We start from the raw sequence: 22,989 nt of genomic DNA on the forward strand, positions 1-22,989 counted from the left end.
AAATATCACGCTTCTAAACGTTAAAATAAAATCACTGACAACTGAAAAGTGATCCGTACATTTTATATAGATCTGTGGTGATGATGTGAACGGCACAGACATCCATCCCGATGACAGCGTAAATAAAAGGATATGACGATAAAAGGAGATGTACTCAATGAAAAAGAATTTATTTCTGCAATTTGGATTTCAGTCTTTCATCAATGAAGCTGTAGAAGAACTGGGTTTCTATGAACCAACTGAAATTCAGAAAAAAATGATCCCTCTGATCTTAAAGGGACAAAGTGCGATCGGCCAATCTCAGACGGGAACGGGGAAAACCCACTCGTATCTATTACCGATCATCGAAAAGGTGGATGCAGCTTCTGAGCAGGTACAAGCTGTCATCACTGCACCTACCCGTGAATTGGCACAACAGATTTACCAGGAAGTACTTAAGATTACGAAGGATACAGAGATCGTTTCCCGTTGCTATATCGGGGGAACGGACAAACAGAGGACGATCGAGAAGTTAAAGCATCAGCCTCATATCGTTGTCGGTACGCCGGGACGGATCAATGACCTTGTGAAGGACCAGGCACTATTTGTCCATACAGCGAAGCTTCTTGTAATCGATGAAGCTGATTTGATGCTCGATATGGGATTCATTGAAGATGTGGATCAAATCGCTGCGAAGATGCCTGAAAAACTACAGATGTTGGTGTTTTCTGCCACGATCCCAGAGAAACTGAAGCCGTTTTTGAAGAAGTATATGGAAAATCCACAATATGCCCACGTGGAGCCGGAACAGCTGTCGGCAAAAAATATTGAACACGTGATCGTCCCTTTGAAAAGCCGTGATAAAACCAATATGCTTTACAATATTTTAGTGGAGATCAATCCTTATTTAGGGATTGTGTTCACCAACACGAAGCAGAAGGCGGATGAAGTAGCCGATAGCCTTATTGCCAAAGGATTGAAGGTCGGCCGTATTCACGGTGATCTTTCTCCACGTGAGCGTAAAAAAATGATGAAACAAATTAGAAACCTGGATTATCAATACATTGTCGCAACAGACCTTGCAGCCAGAGGGATTGATATCGAAGGGGTCAGCCATATCATCAACTATGAACTGCCTCAAGATCTGGATTTCTATGTTCATCGTTCAGGCCGTACAGCACGTGCCGGGAATAGCGGTATCGCCTTCACCATTTATACGCCTTCAGACGAAGATGCTTTGAATCGCTTGGAGAAGCTTGGAATCAGCTTTTCACATCGGGACATTAAAAAAGGGGAATGGTCCGAGCTGCCTCCTTTGAACAAACGTAAGAACCGTCAAAAATCGAACGTCGATGAAATCGATGAAAAGGCGAAATCATTAGTCCGTAAACCGAAGTCGGTTAAACCGGGATATAAAAAGAAAATGAAATACAAAATGGATCAAATCAAGAAGCGGGAAAGAAGAATAAAAAACAGAAACAAATAAGTGTTTGAACGTGATTCATTTGTACACATTCGATACAATAAAGAGAGATTTTCTTAGGAGTTGAGAAGAATGGTTAAGATTGGATCCCATGTTTCCATGAGTGGAAAGAATATGTTACTCGCTTCAAGTGAAGAAGCCGTTTCGTATGGTGCGAATACCTTCATGATTTATACTGGTGCACCACAGAACACGAGAAGGAAAAAAATCGAAGACCTGAATATCGAAGCGGGTCTTGCTCATATGAAAGAAAATGGAATAGAAGACATCGTCGTGCATGCCCCTTATATCATCAACATCGGAAATACGACCAACCCGGCTACATTCGAATTGGGCGTCAACTTCCTTCGCTCTGAAATGGAGCGCACAGAAGCGATCGGTGCAGGGCAAATCGTCCTTCACCCTGGTGCTCATGTGGGTGCAGGAGCGGATAAGGGAATTGCGAAGATCATTGAAGGCCTTAACGAAGTGTTGACCAAGGATCATAAAGTTCAAATTGCCCTTGAGACAATGGCAGGAAAAGGCTCTGAATGTGGGAGATCCTTTGAGGAAATCGCTCAGATCATAAATGGAGTGGAACTGAATGACCGCCTCTCCGTCTGTTTTGATACATGTCATACACATGATGCAGGATATAATATCGTAGAAGATTTCGATGGGGTATTGGAGGAGTTCGATAAAATCGTAGGCATCGACCGCTTAAAAGTCCTTCACATAAATGATAGTAAAAATGAACGGGGAGCGGCTAAGGACCGTCATGAAAATTTAGGTTTCGGTCATATCGGATTCAAGGCACTGAATTATATCGTGCATCATCCGCAGCTAGAGGATATTCCTAAGATATTGGAAACACCTTATGTAGGGGAAGATAAGAAGAATAAAAAGCCTCCTTATAAGTTTGAAATCGACATGCTTCGTAATCAAAGCTTCGATGAAGAGGTACTGACAAAAATAGTGAATCAGTAAAGAGTGGAGGAGGTCATGTCTCAAGACTTGAGGCCGCCTCCTCTTTCTTTATCAACGGATGAGCTGCAAAAAGAGCTGGTTGATTTCCTTGGCTTTCTTTGGACCTATGACCTTCGCCAAATCCTTCACCAATCTGCTTCTTTTCGTATCATCGAAGATATTGATGTTTTTCCCTTTCACGCTCTGTACGATGCTTGTTGCCTGCTGGGACGTGAGAGAAATATTATATTGTTTTGCATACTTTAATAACTCATCATTCGTTATATGGTTGATTTTGTGATTAATCACATTTTGTAATAGCTTCATGTTTATCACTCCTCAAATGATACATATGTATCTCACATCAAGAAAGTGACACTTTTATCAGAAAATAAGTGAAAGGAAAGGAATTGCCGATGACTCAAAGAATACATAAGAAGGAAAGTCCCCTTCATTTTATCTATCGTTTGTTTTTCATAACGGTCGGAGCCGGTCTCGCCGCTGTTTCAATTGAACTGTTCCTCGTTCCCAATAATATCATTGACGGGGGGATCATCGGTATTTCATTGATCCTGGATTATTTGGTATCCGATTCCATCCCTTTTCTTAACTTTTCAACCTTGTTGGTCCTGTTGAATCTTCCCTTTATGTATTCAGGTTATAAACATATCGGAAAGACGTTTGTTGTATCGTCATTGTTTGCTGTAGTGGCACTGGCCCTCATTGAGAGTCTCCTTCACCATATAGATCCATTCGTAACCGAAGAGATATTGGCAACCGTCTTCGGTGGCCTGACTCTTGGAGTGGGTGTGGGGCTGGTCATCCGTCATGGGGGTTCCCTCGACGGTACAGAGATCCTGGGGATCCTCCTGACAAAGAAATTGCCTTTCTCCGTGGGGGAATTTGTGATGTTCATGAATATATTCATCTTCGGCTGGGCAGCATTCGTCTTTGGAATCGAAGAAGCGATGTATTCGGTCATGACATACTATATCGCATTTAAGACGATTGATACGGTCATTCAGGGAATGGACGAAACCAAAGCCGTCATCATCGTTTCTGATCATTACCTGGATGTATCCGATGCCATCCTGCAAAGGCTGGGCAGGGGGACGACGATGTTAAAGGGGCGGGGAGGCTATACGGATAATGATAAAGAGGTCATATACGTCGTGGTCACCAGGCTTGAAGTAACGAAATTAAAATCGGTCGTTTCCGACGTGGATCCGGATGCATTCATCACCATCATGAGCACCCAGGAAACAAAAGGTGCACGCTTTAAATCTGCCATCCATTGATCTGTAAACATCATCCCATTATGAAATGACAGGATCGCCCATACAAGAGGGCGGTCCTTATTTGAATGAAAAACGGAATCATTTACAATTGATGATGCATCCTGTATACTACCCTATGTACTTTTAAATCGGAATGATTCTTATAAAGAGAGATGATAAATATGGATATGACAAATCCAGTGATAAAAATAGAAGATGTGAATTTCCGCTATGAGCGTGAAAAAGTGCTCGAAGATATTAATCTGAGCATACCAAGAGGTGCTTTTCTCGGAATCGTCGGGCCGAACGGGTCGGGGAAATCCACATTACTTAAGCTTGTCCTTGGCCTGCTTCGGGTGAAACAGGGGAATATTGAGCTGTTCGGGATCCCGCAGCATAAATTTAAGCAATGGGACCGCATCGGCTTTGTTTCCCAGAAGGCAAACAGCTTCAACACAGGATTTCCTGCTACCGTTTATGAAGTGGTGGCCAGTGGACTGGCGAAAAAGGCAGGATTGTTCAAGCGGGTTTCAGCAGCATATAAGAAAGATGTGATTCAAGCGATCGAATCAGTCGGCATGGGTGAGTTCGCCAAACGGAATATCGGGGAATTATCAGGAGGTCAGCAGCAGAGGGTCTTCATCGCAAGGGCCCTCGTGAGTCAGCCTGATGTATTGATCCTCGATGAACCGACAGTGGGTGTTGACAGCCGTAACGTCCAAAACTTCTACGATATGTTAGAAAGGTTGAACAAGGATCTAGGTATCACACTTGTACTGGTCACCCATGACATCGGCTCGATCTCAAATAAGGTGACACATGTTGCCTGTTTAAATAAACATTTACATTTCCATGGCAAAACAGAAGAGTTTGAAAAGCTCAAAGAAAATCAGCTTTCCTCTTTTTATGGTCATGATGTACATTTTTTAAATCATGAGCATGAACATCATCATTCATGATTGATCGGAGGGAAGAACATGCTTCAAGCTATTTTTCAATATGAATTTTTACAAAATGCATTTCTGACAGGAATCCTTATCGGGATCATCGCTCCGTTACTGGGGGCATTCATTGTGGTAAGGAGATTATCCCTGATTGCCGACGCCTTGAGCCACGTGACGCTCTCAGGCATTGCGGCAAGTCTGTACTTAAGCAAAACAGTTCCTGGGTTTTCAGGGTTGAATCCCCTTTACTTTGGAATGGCGTTCTCTGTGATGGGTTCCTTATTCATAGAACGATTAAGAATGGTATATAAGCATTACCAGGAGCTTGCGATCCCGATCATCCTGTCCGGCGGAATCGGGATAGGGGTCATATTCATTTCACTCGCAGACGGCTTCAATACGGATCTATTCAGTTACTTATTTGGCAGTGTCAGCGCAGTCAGCAGGGGGGACCTGTATCTGATAGGCGGGATCAGTGTCCTTGTCATCGGAGTGATTTTCTTATTATATAAAGAGTTGTTCCTTTTATCTTTTGATGAGGATCATGCAAAGGCATCAGGGATCCCTGCGAAGGCTATCCACTTTATCTTTATGATCATGGTCGCCCTTGTGATTGCCGCCTCCATGCGCATTGTGGGAATTCTTCTGGTATCATCTCTCATGACACTGCCGGTTGCCGCAAGTATCAGGATCGCGAACGGATTTAAACAGACGATCGGATATTCCCTTTTATTCGGTGAGATTTCCGTCATCGTCGGATTAGTGAGCGCCTTCTATTTGAATCTTGCTCCCGGTGGAACGATCGTCATGACGGCCATCTTGATTCTCCTCTTGACGATCCTCATCAAGAAATTGAGGTCGTCGAGTCATTCTTCTAAAGGTGAGGTGTAGAAAATGAATGTAACGGAAGCGATGGAATTATTAAAAGCAAAAGGATATAAGCATACGGGGAAACGGCAGCAATTACTTGAACTGTTTTCAAGCTCGAATAAATATTTAACGGCCAGGGACGTGCTGGAGTATATGAAAACCGATTATCCAGGTCTGAGCTTCGATACCATTTATCGTAATTTAAGCCTTTTCGTAGAACTGGGCATACTGGAAGAAACGGAGTTATCCAGTGAAAGGCATTTCCGGATTACGTGTGAAAGTCATCATCACCATCATCACTTCATTTGTATGGATTGTGGGAAAACGAAAGAAATCCACACCTGTCCCATGGAAGCGTTGAAAGAAAATTTAGCTGAAACCGGCTATGATATATCAGGACATAAATTTGAAATCTACGGAAAATGTCCACAATGTCAATAGGGATCCTTCGGGGTCTCTTTTTTTTTTCGAACATCTTAACGTGTTTAACCTTTCATAAAGGAGGGGAAAAATAGGTATAAAGATAGAATATAGAGGAGATGTAGCCATGGAATCGGTCCCTTTCACACACTGTCCCACCAATAAAAAGAACTGCGTGAGTACGATTGACCTTACGTCTTACCACAGGATTGAACCTCTTCCCGTAAGCGGGGAAGTGGCAGATGCAAAAGCCAGGATACACCAGACGTTGAAGCAATTTGATCATGTAGAAATCAAGGAAGAAGGGACGCATTATGTGCATGCCGTCTTCACATCCAAGTGGATGAAATTCAAGGATGACCTGGAGCTTTATATTGATGAAAGCACCCATCTTTTACATTTTAAGTCGGGGTCACGCCTTGGGTATTATGATTTCAAAGTGAATCGGAAGCGCGTGGAACGATTTAAATCCTTGTTTAATAACGGATAAAAAAAAGCCTCTGAATTGAGGCTTTTTCTGTGATCAACGTTGTTGCTGCAGCCAGCTCTGTACCCAGGAATCCGCTTCATTCCAGTCATTCACGCGAATGACCCCATCAGGTATCGGTTTTTGATTATAAGGCGTGTTGAATAACAAAACCGGGATGGATAATTCTTCGGATATGGCCACTGCATTATCGTGTTTATCCTCGAAGAAAATGTCGACTGCATGTTTTTTAGCAGTGGATATTTTATCGTGGGATCCGATTAATTCAATATGATGATACATAAGGTCCTGTGCATCGAACCATTTCTTCGTAATATCGAGGAGGTCGGTTCTTCTTGCACTGATAAAATAAAGTTCGTGCTTCTCTTTCCATTGATCCAGGATCGTTTTTGCGCCGGGAGCAAGGGGAGATTCTTTGTAGATAAGCGGTTCTGCTTCTTTAAACCACTTTCCAAAGGTTTGAGGTGATATGTCCAAAACCTTTGTCAGTTCGTATTGGGTGATGTCCTGTAAGGTTAAATTCAATTGAAAGTGATCATTTATGTGAGGCAGTAAAGATTCAGGTGACGTAACTGTCCCATCAATATCGATTCCAAAACGTTTCATTCTTTATCATACTCCCCTTTATAAAAACTCCTTCAAGTTTATCACATTCCCCGTATTGAAATAACCTCGAAAAACAATTATTCATGTGAACGGCCTAAGCGCGATTGCACAGATAACAAAAATGACAAAGATTAGCATAGTAAAATGGCTGAACTGACACACAATAAGAAGGCTCCCAAACACAGAAAGTGAGGGATTGCTGTATGAGTGATGAACGACGCGAATTAAACAGCGTTGATCGAAATCTTCAAGATATCGACGTGTATTACGACAATCCGGAAACAGATGTGAGTAGAGATGATTACCGTGAAGAAACAGCAGCAGAAATTGCTGCTCCAATGAATGTGAGCCGCGACTTTGAAGATGATGCCGCAGAAGATGTGACAACATCAGGTCGTGTGTTAGGATACTCTGCACTTGCTCTATCCATTCTATCCTTATTTATTCTCCCGGTCATCATGGGGGCAGCGGGGATTGTCCTTGGGTTTGTGGCAAGGCGCAGGGGGGCAGAGATGCTCGGTGCCTGGGCAATCGGAATTGGGGCCGTATCAATAATCGTAGGATTATTTGTACTGCCGTTCTTTTAAACTAAATCGTTTTTCTTGAAATTGGGAGCGTTTCAGGAAACCAAAAAAAGAGGGCTGATCATGGATCAGCCCTCTTTCATGCACAGGGTCAGACTTGCTCCTGCTCTTTCTTTTCAGCTTCCTGCTTTGCGAAGTATTCTTCAGCAATCTTGTCAATTTCTTTCTTTAATTCTTCCACCATGGTCTCTTCAGGTACTTTACGGACCGTTTTTCCCTTACGGAAAAGGAGTCCTTCCCCTCGGGCACCGGCAATCCCGATATCAGCCTCTCTGGCTTCACCAGGTCCATTCACTGCACATCCCAGTACAGCGACCTTGATCGGTGCTTTAATCGTGGAAATGTATTCTTCCACCTCATTGGCGATTGAAATCAAGTCAATTTCAATACGACCGCAAGTCGGACACGAAATCAATGTAGCTGCATTTGCTGAGAGTCCAAATGATTTCAATAATTCCCTTGCCACTTTCACTTCTTCGACGGGATCCGCACTCAAGGAAATCCGGACTGTGTTACCGATCCCAAGACTTAGGATGGCTCCAAGGCCGGCGGCACTTTTTACGGTACCTGCAAACAGAGTGCCTGATTCTGTAATCCCAAGGTGAAGCGGGTAGTCGAAGGCTTTTGCAGCTTTCGTGTAAGCCTCGATGGCTAAGTTCACATCAGAAGCCTTCATGGATACGATGATGTCATGGAAATCGAGGTCTTCAAGGATTTTAATATGGTGAAGGGCACTTTCCACCATTCCATCAGCTGTCGGGTATCCGTATTTCTCAAGGATTTTTCTTTCCAGGCTCCCTGCGTTCACTCCGATTCGAATCGGGATGCCTTTTTCTTTTGCTGCCTTGACTACAGCCTCCACTTTTTCGCGGCGGCCGATATTCCCAGGATTGATCCGGATTTTATCTGCTCCGCCTTCGATGGCTTTCAGGGCTAATTTATAGTCAAAATGTATATCGACAACAAGTGGGATATTGATTTGCTTCTTAATATCAGCAATGGCGTCGGCTGCACGTTCATCCGGGCAAGCGACCCGTACGACCTGGCATCCTGCTTCTTCCAGACGGTGAATTTCTTTAACCGTTGCTTCAACATCATGGGTTTTGGTCGTGGTCATACTTTGGATGACCACTTCGTTATTACCGCCAATCGTTAAATTACCTACTTTGACAGGACGTGTTTTTGTACGATGTATAATTTCACTCAAGTGTAATTCGCTCCTTTAGAAAGGTTCTCAAAGTTTCATTATAAGTAATACGAAGCTATTGTAACAGTGTTTTGTGTAAAATGACAAGAAATAGGTGTTTGTGACATGGCCACGTCATTGATAATTGGGTATTTTATATGTTTTCCCTATTTGAATCTTATCAGGTGGGACATCATTCAATTCTTCAAAGTCGGTGATCACCCGGTCGATGGAAACGGGAATGGATCCATCAAGAAGATCTTCCACAAGGCTCAATACGGTATCGCCCGGCTTCACTTCCATTTCCACATATGGAAGGGAGGAGGGAGCTTCACCCCTTTGAACAGGTTCCTGTGGCAGTTCCCCTTGATTTCCATTCACCAGGGGCTCGGAGGAGGCGACGGTCGCTTCTTTATACAGCAGACGTAACGTCCCTTTATTTAAATCATAATAAACACTGTATAGAAGAATGATAATACCAAAGAAAATTGCCATTCTTTTCATCTGAATTTCCTCCCGATTAGTGTGATGTCTGAATGGACCAATGAAGGAGTTGTATGATATGAGAGAGAAGCTTCTCCCGTTTGTGATCGGTTTACTGCCCATATTGATGGTACTGGGGAATTCCATGCTGATTCCCATTCTTCCTGATATTGAAGAAGACTTGCATTTAGGGAGCAGATGGTCAGGATTCATTTTAAGTTCTTTTACAATCCCTGCAGCTTTGGTCATACCCTTTACAGGGATATTGTCTGATCGCTATGGACGTAAACGGTTGATCGGCATTTCGCTATGGATCATGATTCTCGGGAGTATTTTGTGTATCTTCAACGGAGGGCTCATTAGCCTCTTTATGCTTGGAAGAGGACTGCAAGGTGTCGGTGCAGCAGGGACGATGCCTCTCGCAATGGCATTGATCGGTGATCTTTATCAAGGCGAGGAGCGCTCAAGGATGCTTGGTTCATTGGAGGTATTCAATGGTATTGGCAAAGTGGCAGCTCCACTTATTGGTGCCACCCTCGCCCAACTCGTTCTTTGGGATCAGTCTTTTTGGGTGTTCCCCGTGATTTCTTTCGTGATCTTAGTCGGCCTGCGACAAACAGTCGAATCAACTAAAGGTTTTCGGAAACTGGATGTGAAAGCATTCTCTGCCGTTTTTAGATCGAAGGGCAGGCTGCTGATCCCTCTCTATGTCATCGGGGGAACCGGCTTATTTTTATTATTCGGCATTCTCTTCTATCTTTCCTACCATATTGAAAATACTTTTCATATTGATGGTTTTTTTAAAGGATTCTCGTTCATTTTTCCCCTTGGGGCGATGACGATCTGTTCGTATTGGTGCGGAAAAAGACTGAAAACTGATGAGGAATTGGGTTGGACCTATTTGAAATGCGGGTTAATCACCATGAGCCTCCCATTAGGATTATTGATCTTTTTTTCTTCATTGGGATCACTGATGTTTTTTCTCACCATAAGCTTTGGGGGATTGGGATTGACGCTTCCAGTCATCAATACCTTCATAACGGGAAGCGTATCTGAACAAGAAAGGGGAATGGTTGTCAGCCTTTATGGTGCTGTACGTTTCGGTGGGGTGGCTTTGGGCCCTGTCGCCTTTGGGGTGTGGAGGCAGGATCCAGCACAAATGTATATCATCACATTTGGATTCACATTGATGAATATCCTCCTATTTGCCCTTTTGTCTGTGCGGAGAAAAGGGGAGGCACGTATTGAAATCTAACAGACCTTTTGAAAAAGTCCCCGTTAAGTGGAAAACGGGGACTTTGTTTATTGACGTATTTTCCTTTGAGGGATTTCTTTTACTACTAAATACAGGATGACGGTGATGACAAACCAGTCCAATATAGGAGCAGCGGGAATCCTGGTTTGTAATAATTCAATTAGGGTAAAAAATACGGTAGAAACCGTAGAAGAATAGGCGGTGATGCGAAAGCTTTGGCGGTATGGTACATTTCGTTTCAGTACATTAGCAAAGGTAACACCGATGATGGCGAAAATGGTTATTTTCAAGAATGTCATTCCGGAGGTGAACACGTAAAGAATGCTTAATGCCACAGGAATCAATATCCATTTCAGATCCTTGAGGGAATTCAGGATGTCGAGTAACCCATCCTCTGTGACAGTGCTATCACCAAACAACGTATAAGATGAGGATTGGACATGTCCCTGGCTGATGACCACAAAGTCATTCTTAAGGAAAGCGACCGTGTTTTCATTCCTGTCAAGGTTTCCTTCATTCATTTGACCGGTATCATCCAAGATGATGGTCATGCCTTCTTTTTCGAGGGTCACAGGCCCGGAATTCTCAGAAGTCAAGGTGCCATCCTCGATCGAAAATGATGGCAATTCATTATCGAGAGAATCCTTTAATGTATCAAGGGCATTGGTTGCGAACGATACAAATTGTACGGCCACAGGAATGATGGATATAAGAGCAAGTAAAAAAATGAAACGGATCGTCTTGCCAATTCCCTGGAAACGGAATTTTGCAATATCTTTTGGGGAATAGATACTTTTATACAATTGCTGAAATACATTCATTTCGTTTTTTTCTCCTTTCGTGCATACCCTATCTATTTTAAGCTTGTCTTCATACTTTCATCAAGTAACTACTTCAGAAGCATTTATAATGAGTATCATTTGTAATATAAATGTAATAAAAGTCGAGTTTTATTAACCTATTGTAAATTTGGGGTAAAAAGTATTTACGTAAGCCCCGTTATATATTAAAAATGATATGGGGTTTTTGTTGTTTAATGTCGAAAATATATGTAGGGGTTGAAAAAATGGAATTAAATTGGCAGGAAATGTTGTTTCAGTTCTTTGGAGGATTAGGTATTTTCCTCTTTGGGATAAAGTATATGGGGGACGGTCTTCAGAAGTCAGCCGGTGAACGCCTCAAGGAAATACTTGATAAGTTCACGACCAATCCGTTCATGGGAGTGCTGGCAGGGGTTTTTGTTACCGTCCTGATCCAGTCGAGTAGTGGTACGACGGTTATCGTTGTCGGGCTGGTAAGCGCCGGTTTCATGACCTTGAGACAAGCAATCGGTGTCATCATGGGTGCCAATATCGGTACGACGGTGACAGCCTTCATCATTGGTGTGGACATTGGGGAGTATGCCCTTCCGATCATTGCCGTAGGTACCATCTTGTTATTCTTCTTCAAGAATAAAAAAGTCCACAACGTTGGACAAATGATCTTTGGCTTCGGTGCCTTATTCTATGGGCTCGAATTAATGGGTGGAGGAATGAAACCTTTACGCTCATTGGAAGCATTCCATGATTTGACCGTCAGCATGAGTGATAATCCGATTCTTGGAGTGGTAGTCGGTACATTGTTCACCGTGATTGTGCAAAGTTCATCTGCCACGATCGGTATCCTTCAGGAGCTGTACAGCTCAAACCTGGTTGACTTACAGGCAGGTCTGCCTATCTTATTCGGGGATAACATCGGGACAACCATCACAGCGGTATTGGCTGCACTGGGTGCGTCAGTCGCTGCCAGGCGAGCTGCGGCGGTACATGTACTCTTTAACTTAATCGGAACAACCATATTCTTGATCATATTGCCGTTATTCTCAAAGTTTGTTATTTTTCTACAAACTACATTCAACCTGAATGAGCCAATGACCATTGCATTTGCTCATGGTACTTTCAATATAACGAATACCATCATTCAATTTCCGTTCATCGCCGTATTGGCACTGATCGTAACGAAGTTGATCCCAGGTCAGGACTCTATCGTGGATTATAATTCTAAACACCTGGATCCTGTATTCATCGAACAATCTCCATCCATCGCGTTGGGTCAGGCAAAAGAAGAAGTTCTCCGCATGGGAACATTTGCCGTTAAAGGATTACAGGAAACAAATGAGTTCTTAAAGACAAAGAGCTCGAAAAATTCAGAAGCAGCTTATCAAATAGAAGGTGCCATCAATAATCTTGATAAGAAAATCACGAACTATCTTGTTGATCTATCATCTGCTTCCCTCTCGGAATCTGAATCCGAGCGTCATTCGATCCTGATGGATACGGTTCGGGATATTGAACGCGTTGGAGATCATTTTGAAAACATTGTTGAGTTAGTTGAATACCAGCAAGCCAACAAAGTGAAAATCACCGATGATGCCATGTCCGATCTTGAAGTCATGTTCAATTTGACGATTGAAACAGTTGAAAAAGCGATCAAGTCTCTGGATTTGAACGACACTGAAATTGCGAGAGAAGTGGCGGAGAAGGAAGACCAGATCGATAAAATGGAACGTAAGCTCCGCAAACAGCATATCCTGCGTCTGAACGAAGGGAAATGTTCGGGTCAAGCTGGTATCGTATACGTAGATATCATCAGTAACCTGGAACGTATTGGAGATCATGCCGTCAATATTGCTGAAGCAGTATTGGGAGTAGAATAAGTTTCTTTCCTGACCTCTTTGAAATTTGTCAAAGAGGTCAGTTTTTTTTATACTCAAAAGGGGGTGTTGAAACGTGGACATCGTTTACTGGAGTATCATTATCATACTCATGATTTTATCCTTTGTCGGGCTTGTGTATCCGATTTTGCCGAGTGTCGTTTTCTTAATGGGCAGCTTTCTTTTGTATGGGGTGTTTTTCAGCTTTGAACCATTCAGCTGGTTGTTCTGGACGATACAGATTCTGTTTGTCGCCCTCTTATTCGGTGCCGATTATATGGCGAACCTGATCGGTGTCAAAAAGTTCGGAGGCTCGAAAGCAGGAATATGGGGAAGCACGATCGGACTGCTCATCGGTCCATTCGTCATCCCTGTCATAGGAATACTCATCGGACCTTTCCTCGGAGCCGTCATAGGAGAATGGATCGTTCATCGATCCAATCTGAAAACAGCAGTTAAAGTGGGAATAGGATCCGTCATAGGCTTCATCTCAAGCGTATTCACAAAAGGGTTCATTCAAATCGTCATGACCGTTTATTTCTTTATGGTCGTGTGAAGGGACTCACCACTATTTGAGACAGTCTACATTACATGAAATATATTTAATGTTTATTGGGCATTTTATCCTTGTAAGAAAAAAGTGAGAGATTGAAGGCAAAATATTTGAACAGATATAGTAGTTTTGGTAATCTTATACTGAAACGGCCTGAATATAGCTATTCAGGAAACTATACATAGGGAGGAATTTATAATGGCTTACGAATTACCGCAATTACCTTACGCATATGATGCATTAGAACCTCATATCGACAAGGAAACAATGAACATCCACCACACTAAACACCATAACGCATATGTGACGAAAGTAAATGATGCACTTCAAGGACACGACGATTTATTAAGCAAATCCATTGAAGATCTTGTTTCTAACTTAGACGCTGTTCCTGAAGGTGCTCGTACGGCAGTTCGCAATAATGGTGGCGGCCACGCTAACCACTCTCTATTCTGGACGGTATTATCTCCGAATGGTGGAGGCGCTCCATCTGGAGAGTTAGCAGATGCCATCTCTTCCAAATTCGGAAGCTTCGATTCATTCAAAGAAGAATTCGCTAATGCTGCTGCAACACGCTTCGGCTCAGGCTGGGCTTGGCTTGTAGTGAATAACGGTGAATTGGAAGTAACAAGCACACCAAACCAGGACAGTCCTTTAATGGAAGGGAAAACGCCTGTTTTAGGTCTAGATGTTTGGGAGCATGCTTACTACCTGAACTATCAAAACCGTCGTCCTGATTACATCAGTTCATTCTGGAACGTTGTAAACTGGGATGAAGTAGCGAAGCGTTATTCAGCTGCTAAGTAATTTTATCAATAAGGTAAGAGAGGTTCTTTCAGGAACCTCTCTTTTTTTTGTATAAGTTCCTTCCCTTTTTCACAAGATAGGGGTACGTTAAAGGGGAGTTTTACACATGAGCAGCTTTAAAAGAATATTAGGTGACATTGATTTAACGAAAGATCTGACTTTGCTCCTGTTGATTGGGGGATTGTACTCCTTGAGTATCGCCCTCTCGAACACTTTTGTGAACATATACTTATGGAAACAGTCAGGTGAATTCATTGATTTGGGTGTCTATAATTTAACCGTTGTCATCTTTCAGCCCCTGACATTTATTTTAGCTGGAAGGTTGGCAAAGAAAGTGGACCGGGTGATTGTATTACGCTTCGGTGTTATTTTTTTGGCTCTCTTTTACATATCCGTTTTGGCATTCGGAGAATCGGCAGAAGATTATCTTGTCGTGTTGGGAGCGTTACTTGGAATCGGCTATGGATTCTACTGGTTAGCCTTCAATGTGTTGACCTTCGAAATCACAGAACCAGAAACGAGGGATTTCTTCAATGGCTTCCTCGGCACTCTGACGTCCGCCGGGGGGATGATCGGACCGATCCTCGCCGGTTTCATCATTTCAAGGTTTGCTTCCTTCAAGGGGTATACCATTGTATTCGGAATCTCTCTGTTCCTTTTTTTCCTCGCGGTTATTATGAGCTTCTTCCTTAAGAGGAGGCCGGCATCCGGGCGCTACCTTTTCCTTAGGATCCTCGAGGAAAGAAAGCACAACCACAATTGGCGCTCCATCACCAATGCCCACTTTTTCCAGGGACTGAGGGAAGGAACCTTCATCTTTATCATATCGGTGTTTGTATTCATCAGTACGGGAAGTGAATTTGCCATCGGTACCTTTGGTTTGATCAACTCAGGCATTGCCTTTGTGGGCTATTATGTCGCTTCCAGGGTCATAAAGAAACAATTGAGGAAACGCGCCATCCTACTAGGTGGTATCCTTCTTTATCTGGCCATATTCCTGATCGTATTTGATGTCACGTATACGAAATTATTGCTTTATGCAGGTGTCATTGCCATTGCCTATCCCATCTTGTTGGTCCCCTATATCTCTATGACATACGATGTGATCGGTACGGGATGGAACGCAGCTGAAATGAGAATCGAGTATATAGTCGTAAGGGAAATCTTCTTGAACCTGGGAAGGATCGTCTCAGTCCTTGCTTTCATTGTGGCCGTGACTTTCTTTAATCAGGAAGAGAGCATCCCGATACTTCTATTGATACTTGGGGCAGGACATACCCTGATTTACTTATTTGTACGGAAAGTCGTGCTGCCTTTATAAGGGACTTACTACAAAGAGAGGGAAAGATTTCCTCTCTTTACTTATGGCTAGATTATCCCTGCAATTTTCTATAAAATAAGGGGAGGGTAAAGATGATTCTGTTCCCTCCTTGTTTGATATCCAATCAACCAGGGACGAAACAAGGGCAGAGAGAGATTTTTACATAAAGGAAGGGCTGGAAGACTTGAAAAAAAATAAGAGAAAAAGAAAGACGCATGTTCCCGTCAGGATGAATCTGCTGTTTTTTGCTGTGTTCTTATTATTTTCCCTTCTTGTACTTAGACTTGGACTTGTTCAGATCGTGAATGGGGAAAGCTATAAAAAAGAAGTGGAAAGAACCGAAGACGTCGTGGTCAATACTGGTGTGCCACGCGGGAAAATGTATGACCGTTATGGGAATGTGATCGTCGATAATATTCCGCTGAATGCCATTACGTATACACGGGCCAATAATACAAAGATCGATGAAATGATCGAAGTCGCGTCCAGGCTATCCCGGTTCATCGAAAAAGATACAGGGGACGTGACAGAGCGGGACAAAAAGGATTATTGGATCATCAAGCATCCTGAAGCAGCCGATGCAAAAGTTTCGGACGGGGAAATCAAAAAGCTCCAAAGCAATGAAGAACTGTCTGAAGATGACGTAAATAAAAAAGTGTATCAAATGAGACTCGACCGGATTACCGAGAAAGAACTGAATTCCCTCACTGAAAATGACCTTGAAATCATCGCCATTTATCGTGAGTTCTCCAGTGGCTATGCGCTGAATCCGCAGATTGTGAAGAATGAAGGAGTCACTCCGGAGGAATTCGCAACGGTCAGTGAGCATCTGAGTGAACTTCCAGGTGTCAACACGACGACAGATTGGAAGCGTTCCTACGTATTTGATGATACGTTACGGACGATTTTGGGGAACGTGTCCTCATCAAGGGAAGGACTGCCAAAGAACTTGGTGGATTCCTATTTAGCTCAGGATTATAACCGGAATGATCGCGTAGGTAAGAGCTATGTAGAACTTGAATATGAAGATGTTCTCCAAGGACAAAAGGAACAGATCAAGAACGTAACCAAAGGCGGAAGTGTGCTCGAGTCCGTCCTTGTTCAACAAGGACAGAGAGGTAAGGATATCGTCCTTACCATCGATATGGAACTTCAGCGGGAAGTCGAAAAAATAATCGAAGAAGAATTAAGCAAACAGATTGTCCACCGGGACGCATCTCCAGATCTCGACCGGGCATATGTCGTCATGATTGACCCGAATACCGGGGAGATCCTGGCCATGGCAGGTAAACAATATGTCAAGAATCCTGAAACGGGCAAGTACGAAATGCGGGATGCTGCACTAGGGACCTTTACATCTTCCTATGAAGTAGGTTCCGTTGTGAAGGGCGCTACGGTATTAACAGGATATATGACCGGTAAATTGACTCCGGGGGAGGTTTTGATTGATGAACCATTGAGAATCAAAGGGACTAATCCAAAAACATCCTGGTTCAATAAATACCAGCAAATCCCGATGACCGATTTATATGCACTGGAGAAGTCCTCCAACGCTTACATGTGGAAGGTTGCCTTGAAAATTGCCGGGGGCCGATATGTACCGAATGAGCCGATTGTGAACAACCCGGCAGCGTTCGATGTGTTCAGGAATCACTACGCTCAATTTGGTTTAGGTGTCCCGACAGGCATCGACCTGCCTGGTGAATCGGCCGGTCTTACAGGAACCAAGACAGATCCCGGTTTCTTACTTGACCTCGCGATCGGACAGTTTGATACGTACACCACCATGCAGCTGGCACAATATGTTTCTACCATCGCGAACGATGGTTACCGAGTACAGCCACATATTATGAAGGAAATAAGAGAACCGACCAATGAAAAGGAAAGCCTCGGTCCCATCTTGTTCGAGAAAGAGACGAATGTACTGAATCGAATCGATGCGACGCAGGAACAGATTGAACATGTACAAAAAGGTTTCTACCGTGTTTATCATAACCCTGAAGGAACGGGTTACTTATTTCACGACGCACCGTATAATGCAGCAGGTAAATCCGGTACAGCCGAGACATATATTGACGGGGAACTGAGTTATAACACCACATTGATCGGATATGCGCCTTATAATAATCCTGAGGTGGCGTATGCGACTGTGGTGCCCGCCTCTCATATCCAGGCAAGCGGCGTGGCCGATCCATATGTGAATAAGTACATCTCAAGACGGGTGATGGATAAGTACTTTGAATTAAAGAAGAAGCGTGCCGAAGAAGAGAAGGATCCTACTTCCGTAAACAAGAAAGTCGAGAATGCGGAAGAGGCAGAAGAGCAGATGCAGAAGGAAAGAGAACAGAATAACTGATGTAACAAGCTGATTCATGGGAAAATGGTGCCATGAATCAGCTTTTTTCATTGTGAATCATAACATCAATCCATGAAAAAAAAGCATTTTTTTAAGAACGTACATAATTTATCAAACATTGCTCAATACTAGTATTAATAAGGGTTTAAAGCATTTATGAACCGCGGAATCATAAAAAAAATGTCGAATTTACAAAACCTTTACAATCGATTAAAACACAATTAACACTCATCTATTAATCTAGTACTCGTAGGACAAAACAACCAATATCTTAGGGGGAATTAAAGAATGAAGAACTTCAAGAAATACGGTCTGCTTTTAATCATCGCAACGCTAGTAGCATTTGCTGCTGCATGTGGAAACGGAAGCAGCACAGATGAAAATGCTGGAGATGACAAAGAAGGTAAAGAAACAGCTTCAGGTTCAATCGTAGTTTCAGGTTCTTCTGCAATGCAACCACTTGTTGCAGCGGCAGCTGAAGAATTCATGGCAGAAAATCCGGATGCAGACATCCAAGTTAACGCTGGTGGATCTGGTACTGGATTATCACAAGTTTCTGAAGGATCAGTTCAAATCGGTAACTCGGACGTTTTCGCTGAAGAAAAAGAAGGAATCCCAGCGGACGAGTTAGTTGACCATAAAGTAGCGGTTGTAGGTATGACAGCTGCAGTTAATCCTAATGTTGGTATCAAAGACATTTCTAAAGAAGATCTTAAAAAAGTATTCACAGGTGAAATTAAGAACTGGAAAGAGCTTGGTGGTAAAGATCAAAAGATCACTCTTGTAAACCGTCCTGACTCTTCTGGTACTCGTGCAACATTCGTAAAGTTCGGTCTTGATGGAGAAACTCCTGCTGAAGGAATCACGGAAGATTCTTCAAACACTGTAAAGAAAATCATCAGTGAAACTGAAGGAGCAATCGGTTACCTTGCTTTCTCATACTTCACGGATGACAGCGTGACTCCACTTGCAGTTGATGGCGTTAAAGCAACAGATGAAAATGTACAAAAAGGTGAATTCCCAATTTGGGCATATCAACACTCTTACACTAAAGGTGAAGCAGAAGGTTTAGCTAAAACGTTCCTTGACTACATGATGAGTGAAGATGTACAAACTGGTTTACTGAAAGATCAAGGTTACATCGCTTCTACTAAGATGGAAGTTGAACGTGACGCTGAAGGGAAACAAACAAAGAAGTAAATGAAGATGTAATTAAATAAATTGATAGGGTAGATGCTTGAGGGCATTTACCCTATTATCTCGTATTTAGGGGTGTTTACGGTTATGGAAAACAAGCTACCTGCCTCAAAGAGGCTGATCAAAAGCAATAAATCTTGGATGAACGGTGAATTTAAGGGAAAATTCCTGGTGACATTGAGCGCAGTCATCATGATTGTCGCTACCATATCCATTACCATTTTCTTAACTTCAAAGGGGTTGCAATCATTTATTAAAAATGGTGTAAGTCCAATTGAGTTCTTAACCAGTCCTGATTGGAGTCCTACAGGGGAGAACCCGATGTACGGTGCTTTGCCGTTCATCTTTGGATCATTTGCTGTCACGATTCTTTCTGCTTTAATTGCAGCACCGCTTGGTATCGGAGCGGCGATCTTTATGACGGACATCGCTCCTTCATGGGGTAGGAAAATCATGCAGCCGATTGTTGAACTCCTTGTAGGGATTCCATCCGTTGTTTATGGATTTATAGGGCTTACAGTATTGGTTCCTTTTATACGCAATCATACATCTGGTATAGGATTTTCACTTCTTGCAGGAATGATTGTATTATCCGTGATGATTTTGCCTACCATCACGACGATTGCCACCGATGCCATGAGCTCTTTGCCGAAGAGCCTTCGTGATGGGTCATATGCATTAGGGGCAACAAGATGGCAAACGATTAGAAAAGTATTAATCCCTGCAGCATTGCCAACTTTGTTGACGGCTGTGGTATTGGGTATGGCGAGAGCCTTTGGTGAAGCATTAGCGGTACAGATGGTAATCGGAAATACGAGAGATCTTCCACAAAGCATCGTGGATGCGTCGGCAACTTTGACAACGATCATCACGCTTAATATGGGACACACGACGTACGGAAGTGTTGAGAACAACACGCTGTGGTCAATGGGCCTCATTTTGTTGATCATGTCATTCGTATTCATTTTATTAATCCGCTACTTATCATCTAGGAGGAAAGTCTAATGAATAGTAAGAGAGCAGATAAAATCGCCACTGGATTTTTCGTCGGAATCGCAACGATCATTATTGCGCTGTTAGTGGCTTTATTTTCTTATATATTAGTCAAAGGTCTACCATATGTAACATGGGACTTCCTGACAACCCCATCCAGTGCTGTACGTGCCGGTGGTGGGATCCGTGATCAGTTATTCAATTCATTTTATATCCTTGTCATCACTATGATCATCACGGTTCCGCTTGGCGTTGGCGGGGGAATCTACATGGCTGAATATGCAAAACCGGGTAAAATCACGAATACCATTCGTTCATGTATTGAAGTTTTGGCCTCATTACCATCTATTGTCATTGGAATGTTCGGGTTATTGGTGTTTGTTAATACAACAGGTTGGGGATATACGATTATAGGTGGTGCATTGGCACTTACGGTATTTAACCTCCCAGTATTGGTGCGTGTCAGTGAAGATGCGATCAGAGGCGTGCCCCGCGAATTGAAGGAAGCAAGTCTTGCCCTTGGAATCACCAATTGGCATACAGTGAAGACAGTCCTTATTCCAGGCGCATTCCCATCCATTTTGACAGGGGCGATCCTTGCATCGGGACGTGTATTTGGTGAAGCAGCCGCGTTATTATTTACAGCAGGTTTATCGACACCAAGATTGAACTATATGGATTGGAATCCATTCTCACCTACATCACCGCTCAATCTGTTCAGACCGGCTGAAACACTGGCTGTTCACATTTGGTCAGTGAATACTCAAGGATTGATCCCCGATGTGGATGAAAAAGCAGCCGGAGCATCAGCAGTACTGATTCTCTCTGTCTTGATCTTTAACCTTGGTGCACGATTCATCGGTAGCTACATTCATAATAAAATGACAGCAACAAAATAATAGAAGGTGTGATAGTACATGTCGATTCAATTGGAAACGAAACAGGAACGCTCTACAAGAGTGTCGGATAGAATCAAAAAAGAAACCATCATCGATGTTCAGAACTTAAACTTCTATTACGGTGATAATCACGCCGTTAAAAACATCAACATGGAAATCGAAAAAAATGCTGTGACAGCTTTGATCGGCCCTTCAGGGTGCGGGAAATCAACTTTCCTTAGAACGGTTAACCGCATGAATGATTTAGTTCCGATTGCCCGTGCAGAAGGAAAGATCATGTATGAAGATGTCAATCTCCTTGGTAAGGACATTGACGTCGTAGCCCTTCGGAAAGAAATCGGGATGGTATTCCAGAAGCCAAATCCATTCAGCAAGTCCATTTACGAGAACATTGTCCATGCCCTGAAATTCTCAGGAATCAAAAAGAAAAGTGTCTTGAATGACCTGGTAGAAGAAAGTCTGACGAAAGCAGCACTTTGGGATGAAGTAAAAGACCGCCTGCATACATCGGCATTGTCACTTTCAGGTGGACAGCAGCAGCGCCTCTGCATTGCAAGGACGATCGCTATGAAACCGACTGTCATGTTATTGGATGAACCGTGCTCGGCACTGGATCCTATTTCAAATGCAAAGATTGAAGAATTGATCACCGATTTAAAGAAAGAATATACGATCATCATTGTCACTCACAACATGGGGCAGGCTTCCCGTGTATCTGATAAAACGGCATTTTTCTATAATGGGGATTTAGTGGAATTCGACCAAACCGAAAAGATCTTCACCAATCCATCAGAAAAAAGAACGGAAGATTATATTTCAGGACGTTTCAGTTGATCAATTAGTTGGAGGGGTTTCGTGTGACAGTAGCAACAACGAAAAAAACGGCGTTTGACGTCAATGACTTGAATTTATGGTACGGCAATAACTATGCGTTAAAAAATATTACGTTTCCTATATATGATAAGGAAGTAACAGCCATCATCGGACCATCAGGATGTGGGAAATCGACATTCGTCAAGACATTAAACTTAATGAATCGCACGGTTCCGGGAATTAAAATGTCCGGTGAAATTAATTATGACGGGACGAATATCCTGTCAGACAAAGTGGATTTAGTCGAACTGAGAAAAAAAGTCGGAATGGTATTCCAAAAGGGTAATCCTTTCCCTCAAAGCATTTATAACAACATTACGTTTGGACCGAAAGTGCATGGGGTCAAAAAGAAGAAAGAACTCGATGAAATTGTCGAGTCCACGTTAAAGAGTGTTGCGTTATGGGATGAAGTAAAGGATCGGTTGGATGCCCCGGCAATGGGTCTGTCAGGCGGACAGCAGCAGCGTCTGTGCATCGCCAGGGCGCTCGCGACGAAACCTGAAATCCTTCTGATGGACGAACCGACATCGGCGCTCGATCCGATTTCCACCGTCAAAATTGAAGAGCTCATCGGTGAGCTTAAGAAGCAATATACGATTGTCATTGTGACTCATAACATGCAGCAGGCAGCAAGGGTTTCCGACAAAACAGCATTCTTCTTATTAGGGGACTTGATTGAATTGGACGAAACGGATAAAATATTTTCTAATCCTACTGACAAACGAACGGAAGATTATGTGTCGGGTCGATTTGGATAATACGCACAGATTTGAAAAATG

Annotated in this window: 24 protein-coding genes; 19 read left to right on the forward strand and 5 right to left on the reverse strand. The window is 43.0% G+C overall.

Annotation, left to right across the window (positions count from 1 at the left end):
• Positions 1-157 precede the first annotated feature (157 nt).
• Both N5C46_RS22610 and N5C46_RS22615 read left to right on the forward strand, forming a co-directional pair.
• Positions 158-1,465 carry a DEAD/DEAH box helicase gene (locus tag N5C46_RS22610; protein ID WP_261750320.1) on the forward strand — a complete coding sequence of 436 codons (1,308 nt, stop codon included), beginning with the start codon at positions 158-160 and terminating at the stop codon, positions 1,463-1,465.
• Positions 1,466-1,534: 69 nt separating this feature from the next.
• Positions 1,535-2,428, forward strand: coding sequence for a deoxyribonuclease IV (locus tag N5C46_RS22615; RefSeq protein ID WP_261750321.1), 894 nt, complete (start codon positions 1,535-1,537; stop codon positions 2,426-2,428).
• 51 nt (positions 2,429-2,479) lie between these two features.
• Here the strand turns inward: N5C46_RS22615 and N5C46_RS22620 are convergent, their stop codons facing one another.
• A complete protein-coding gene (locus N5C46_RS22620; RefSeq protein ID WP_261750322.1) occupies positions 2,480-2,734 on the reverse strand; it encodes a DUF2624 domain-containing protein in 255 nt (84 codons plus the stop codon).
• Between the two features lie 89 nt (positions 2,735-2,823).
• Between N5C46_RS22620 and N5C46_RS22625 the strand changes: the two genes are divergently transcribed.
• The 5 genes from N5C46_RS22625 (at position 2,824) to N5C46_RS22645 (ending at position 6,408) form a co-directional block, all read left to right on the forward strand.
• Positions 2,824-3,705 carry a YitT family protein gene (locus N5C46_RS22625; protein WP_261750323.1) on the forward strand — a complete coding sequence of 294 codons (882 nt, stop codon included), beginning with the start codon at positions 2,824-2,826 and terminating at the stop codon, positions 3,703-3,705.
• A gap of 161 nt (positions 3,706-3,866) precedes the next feature.
• Positions 3,867-4,643, forward strand: coding sequence for a metal ABC transporter ATP-binding protein (locus N5C46_RS22630; RefSeq protein WP_261750324.1), 777 nt, complete (start codon positions 3,867-3,869; stop codon positions 4,641-4,643).
• An 18-nt stretch (positions 4,644-4,661) separates the two neighbouring features.
• A complete protein-coding gene (locus N5C46_RS22635; RefSeq protein WP_261750325.1) occupies positions 4,662-5,519 on the forward strand; it encodes a metal ABC transporter permease in 858 nt (285 codons plus the stop codon).
• Between the two features lie 3 nt (positions 5,520-5,522).
• Positions 5,523-5,939 (forward strand): Fur family transcriptional regulator, encoded by a 417-nt coding sequence (locus N5C46_RS22640; protein WP_261750326.1) that lies wholly within the window; start codon positions 5,523-5,525, stop codon positions 5,937-5,939.
• A gap of 106 nt (positions 5,940-6,045) precedes the next feature.
• The gene (locus tag N5C46_RS22645; RefSeq protein ID WP_261750327.1) at positions 6,046-6,408 is read left to right on the forward strand and encodes a DUF1499 domain-containing protein; all 363 of its coding nucleotides are present in this window, start codon (positions 6,046-6,048) and stop codon (positions 6,406-6,408) included.
• 33 nt (positions 6,409-6,441) lie between these two features.
• Here N5C46_RS22645 and N5C46_RS22650 read toward each other — a convergent pair whose 3' ends face one another.
• Positions 6,442-7,011, reverse strand: coding sequence for a hypothetical protein (locus N5C46_RS22650; protein ID WP_261750328.1), 570 nt, complete (start codon positions 7,009-7,011; stop codon positions 6,442-6,444).
• Positions 7,012-7,214: 203 nt separating this feature from the next.
• Here N5C46_RS22650 and N5C46_RS22655 point away from each other — a divergent pair, with 203 nt between their 5' ends.
• Positions 7,215-7,598 (forward strand): DUF4190 domain-containing protein, encoded by a 384-nt coding sequence (locus N5C46_RS22655; protein WP_261750329.1) that lies wholly within the window; start codon positions 7,215-7,217, stop codon positions 7,596-7,598.
• A gap of 88 nt (positions 7,599-7,686) precedes the next feature.
• Here the strand turns inward: N5C46_RS22655 and ispG are convergent, their stop codons facing one another.
• Positions 7,687-8,793, reverse strand: coding sequence for a flavodoxin-dependent (E)-4-hydroxy-3-methylbut-2-enyl-diphosphate synthase (gene ispG, locus N5C46_RS22660; RefSeq protein WP_156030040.1), 1,107 nt, complete (start codon positions 8,791-8,793; stop codon positions 7,687-7,689).
• 123 nt (positions 8,794-8,916) lie between these two features.
• A complete protein-coding gene (locus tag N5C46_RS22665) occupies positions 8,917-9,285 on the reverse strand; it encodes a hypothetical protein (RefSeq protein WP_261750330.1) in 369 nt (122 codons plus the stop codon).
• Positions 9,286-9,343: 58 nt separating this feature from the next.
• Between N5C46_RS22665 and N5C46_RS22670 the strand changes: the two genes are divergently transcribed.
• Positions 9,344-10,519 carry an MFS transporter gene (locus tag N5C46_RS22670; protein ID WP_261750331.1) on the forward strand — a complete coding sequence of 392 codons (1,176 nt, stop codon included), beginning with the start codon at positions 9,344-9,346 and terminating at the stop codon, positions 10,517-10,519.
• A gap of 47 nt (positions 10,520-10,566) precedes the next feature.
• Here N5C46_RS22670 and N5C46_RS22675 read toward each other — a convergent pair whose 3' ends face one another.
• A complete protein-coding gene (locus N5C46_RS22675) occupies positions 10,567-11,340 on the reverse strand; it encodes a DUF1189 domain-containing protein (RefSeq protein WP_261750332.1) in 774 nt (257 codons plus the stop codon).
• Between the two features lie 245 nt (positions 11,341-11,585).
• Here N5C46_RS22675 and N5C46_RS22680 point away from each other — a divergent pair, with 245 nt between their 5' ends.
• The 10 genes from N5C46_RS22680 to pstB (N5C46_RS22725) all read left to right on the forward strand — a co-directional run bounded on the left by N5C46_RS22680 (position 11,586) and on the right by pstB (N5C46_RS22725) (position 22,968).
• Positions 11,586-13,214, forward strand: a complete 1,629-nt coding sequence (locus N5C46_RS22680; RefSeq protein ID WP_261750333.1) for a Na/Pi cotransporter family protein — start codon at positions 11,586-11,588, stop codon at positions 13,212-13,214.
• 73 nt (positions 13,215-13,287) lie between these two features.
• Positions 13,288-13,767 (forward strand): DUF456 domain-containing protein, encoded by a 480-nt coding sequence (locus N5C46_RS22685; RefSeq protein ID WP_261750334.1) that lies wholly within the window; start codon positions 13,288-13,290, stop codon positions 13,765-13,767.
• A 195-nt stretch (positions 13,768-13,962) separates the two neighbouring features.
• Positions 13,963-14,571 (forward strand): superoxide dismutase, encoded by a 609-nt coding sequence (locus tag N5C46_RS22690; protein ID WP_034757581.1) that lies wholly within the window; start codon positions 13,963-13,965, stop codon positions 14,569-14,571.
• Positions 14,572-14,677: 106 nt separating this feature from the next.
• On the forward strand, positions 14,678-15,892 hold the full coding sequence (locus N5C46_RS22695) for an MFS transporter (RefSeq protein WP_034757583.1): 1,215 nt from the start codon (positions 14,678-14,680) through the stop codon (positions 15,890-15,892).
• 163 nt (positions 15,893-16,055) lie between these two features.
• Positions 16,056-18,248 (forward strand): peptidoglycan D,D-transpeptidase FtsI family protein, encoded by a 2,193-nt coding sequence (locus N5C46_RS22700; RefSeq protein WP_406688121.1) that lies wholly within the window; start codon positions 16,056-16,058, stop codon positions 18,246-18,248.
• A gap of 288 nt (positions 18,249-18,536) precedes the next feature.
• Positions 18,537-19,448 carry a phosphate ABC transporter substrate-binding protein gene (locus N5C46_RS22705; RefSeq protein ID WP_261750335.1) on the forward strand — a complete coding sequence of 304 codons (912 nt, stop codon included), beginning with the start codon at positions 18,537-18,539 and terminating at the stop codon, positions 19,446-19,448.
• A gap of 84 nt (positions 19,449-19,532) precedes the next feature.
• Positions 19,533-20,450, forward strand: coding sequence for a phosphate ABC transporter permease subunit PstC (gene pstC / locus N5C46_RS22710; RefSeq protein ID WP_261750336.1), 918 nt, complete (start codon positions 19,533-19,535; stop codon positions 20,448-20,450).
• On the forward strand, positions 20,450-21,337 hold the full coding sequence (gene pstA / locus N5C46_RS22715; protein ID WP_261750337.1) for a phosphate ABC transporter permease PstA: 888 nt from the start codon (positions 20,450-20,452) through the stop codon (positions 21,335-21,337). Before pstC ends, pstA begins: the two co-directional genes overlap by 1 nt.
• Before the next feature lie 18 nt (positions 21,338-21,355).
• Positions 21,356-22,171, forward strand: a complete 816-nt coding sequence (gene pstB / locus N5C46_RS22720; protein WP_261750338.1) for a phosphate ABC transporter ATP-binding protein PstB — start codon at positions 21,356-21,358, stop codon at positions 22,169-22,171.
• Between the two features lie 23 nt (positions 22,172-22,194).
• Positions 22,195-22,968: a phosphate ABC transporter ATP-binding protein PstB gene (pstB, locus tag N5C46_RS22725; RefSeq protein WP_261750339.1), complete on the forward strand. Its 774-nt coding sequence runs from the start codon at positions 22,195-22,197 to the stop codon at positions 22,966-22,968.
• Positions 22,969-22,989: the final 21 nt, after the last annotated feature.

This window comes from Rossellomorea vietnamensis (genome assembly GCF_025398035.1).
Lineage (GTDB): Bacteria > Bacillota > Bacilli > Bacillales > Bacillaceae_B > Rossellomorea > Rossellomorea vietnamensis_B.

What these genes read in the sequence shown, in the direction of transcription:
- N5C46_RS22635 (WP_261750325.1), top strand. Translation starts at nt 4,662, where the DNA reads ATGCTTCAAGCTATTTTTCAATATGAATTTTTACAAAATGCATTTCTG.
- pstC (WP_261750336.1), top strand. Translation starts at nt 19,533, where the DNA reads ATGGAAAACAAGCTACCTGCCTCAAAGAGGCTGATCAAAAGCAATAAA.
- pstA (WP_261750337.1), top strand. Translation starts at nt 20,450, where the DNA reads ATGAATAGTAAGAGAGCAGATAAAATCGCCACTGGATTTTTCGTCGGA.
- N5C46_RS22640 (WP_261750326.1), top strand. Translation starts at nt 5,523, where the DNA reads ATGAATGTAACGGAAGCGATGGAATTATTAAAAGCAAAAGGATATAAG.
- N5C46_RS22690 (WP_034757581.1), top strand. Translation starts at nt 13,963, where the DNA reads ATGGCTTACGAATTACCGCAATTACCTTACGCATATGATGCATTAGAA.
- N5C46_RS22625 (WP_261750323.1), top strand. Translation starts at nt 2,824, where the DNA reads ATGACTCAAAGAATACATAAGAAGGAAAGTCCCCTTCATTTTATCTAT.
- pstB (WP_261750338.1), top strand. Translation starts at nt 21,356, where the DNA reads ATGTCGATTCAATTGGAAACGAAACAGGAACGCTCTACAAGAGTGTCG.
- N5C46_RS22705 (WP_261750335.1), top strand. Translation starts at nt 18,537, where the DNA reads ATGAAGAACTTCAAGAAATACGGTCTGCTTTTAATCATCGCAACGCTA.
- N5C46_RS22645 (WP_261750327.1), top strand. Translation starts at nt 6,046, where the DNA reads ATGGAATCGGTCCCTTTCACACACTGTCCCACCAATAAAAAGAACTGC.
- N5C46_RS22655 (WP_261750329.1), top strand. Translation starts at nt 7,215, where the DNA reads ATGAGTGATGAACGACGCGAATTAAACAGCGTTGATCGAAATCTTCAA.
- N5C46_RS22650 (WP_261750328.1), bottom strand. Translation starts at nt 7,011, where the DNA reads ATGAAACGTTTTGGAATCGATATTGATGGGACAGTTACGTCACCTGAA.
- N5C46_RS22695 (WP_034757583.1), top strand. Translation starts at nt 14,678, where the DNA reads ATGAGCAGCTTTAAAAGAATATTAGGTGACATTGATTTAACGAAAGAT.
- N5C46_RS22610 (WP_261750320.1), top strand. Translation starts at nt 158, where the DNA reads ATGAAAAAGAATTTATTTCTGCAATTTGGATTTCAGTCTTTCATCAAT.
- N5C46_RS22680 (WP_261750333.1), top strand. Translation starts at nt 11,586, where the DNA reads ATGGAATTAAATTGGCAGGAAATGTTGTTTCAGTTCTTTGGAGGATTA.
- N5C46_RS22615 (WP_261750321.1), top strand. Translation starts at nt 1,535, where the DNA reads ATGGTTAAGATTGGATCCCATGTTTCCATGAGTGGAAAGAATATGTTA.
- N5C46_RS22620 (WP_261750322.1), bottom strand. Translation starts at nt 2,734, where the DNA reads ATGAAGCTATTACAAAATGTGATTAATCACAAAATCAACCATATAACG.
- N5C46_RS22675 (WP_261750332.1), bottom strand. Translation starts at nt 11,340, where the DNA reads ATGAATGTATTTCAGCAATTGTATAAAAGTATCTATTCCCCAAAAGAT.
- N5C46_RS22670 (WP_261750331.1), top strand. Translation starts at nt 9,344, where the DNA reads ATGAGAGAGAAGCTTCTCCCGTTTGTGATCGGTTTACTGCCCATATTG.
- N5C46_RS22630 (WP_261750324.1), top strand. Translation starts at nt 3,867, where the DNA reads ATGGATATGACAAATCCAGTGATAAAAATAGAAGATGTGAATTTCCGC.
- N5C46_RS22665 (WP_261750330.1), bottom strand. Translation starts at nt 9,285, where the DNA reads ATGAAAAGAATGGCAATTTTCTTTGGTATTATCATTCTTCTATACAGT.